Raw genomic sequence first — 579 nt, 5'->3', positions numbered from 1 at the left:
CGGTGCCGCCGGAGCTCAAGCTGGCCCAGGGCGGCAAGGGCGTGCTGAAGGAGGCCGCCCGGGCGGTCATCCCCGCGCACGTGATCGACCGGCCCAAGGGCTACTTCCCGGTGCCGGCGATCATCCACCTCGAGGGCGAGTACCTGGCCGGCGTCCGCGAGGCGCTGCACGCCCCCGAGGCCCGCGAGCGCGGGCTGTTCCGCACCGAGTACGTCGACCGGCTGCTGGCCGAGCCGAACACCCACCGCACCACCCTGGGCAGCAACCAGCTGTGGCAGGTGGGGCTGCTGGAGATGTGGCTGCAGCGGCAGGGCATCCGCTGACCCCGCACTGCCGATGAGGCCGGGGAACACCCGGCCCGCCCGTCCCGCTGTGCCCCGGAGACGACCCCTGGAGGTGGCATGACCCGGCTCGACCCCCAGCAGACCACCGGTCTGCCCACCGATGTCCGCGAGGCGCTCACCCGCATCGCCTCCGCCGCCGGCGCCTGGTGCCCCGCGCTGGCCGCCGACGGCGACCGCGTCGCCTACGTCAGCGACCGCACCGGCACCCCGCGGCTCGAGGTCGCCACGCTCGCCC

Annotated in this window: 1 protein-coding gene; it reads left to right on the top strand. The window is 75.5% G+C overall.

The window, feature by feature from the left end; translation table 11 throughout:
* Positions 1-323, top strand: a 323-nt coding sequence (locus tag M3677_RS16825) for an asparagine synthase-related protein (protein ID WP_251161114.1), incomplete at its 5' end; no start/stop codon positions are given.
* Positions 324-579: the final 256 nt, after the last annotated feature.

Origin of the sequence: Curtobacterium sp. P97, from assembly GCF_023712445.1 — a bacterium.
Taxonomy (GTDB): Bacteria; Actinomycetota; Actinomycetes; order Actinomycetales; family Microbacteriaceae; genus Curtobacterium.
This window is presented reverse-complemented; position numbering and strand designations above follow the sequence as displayed.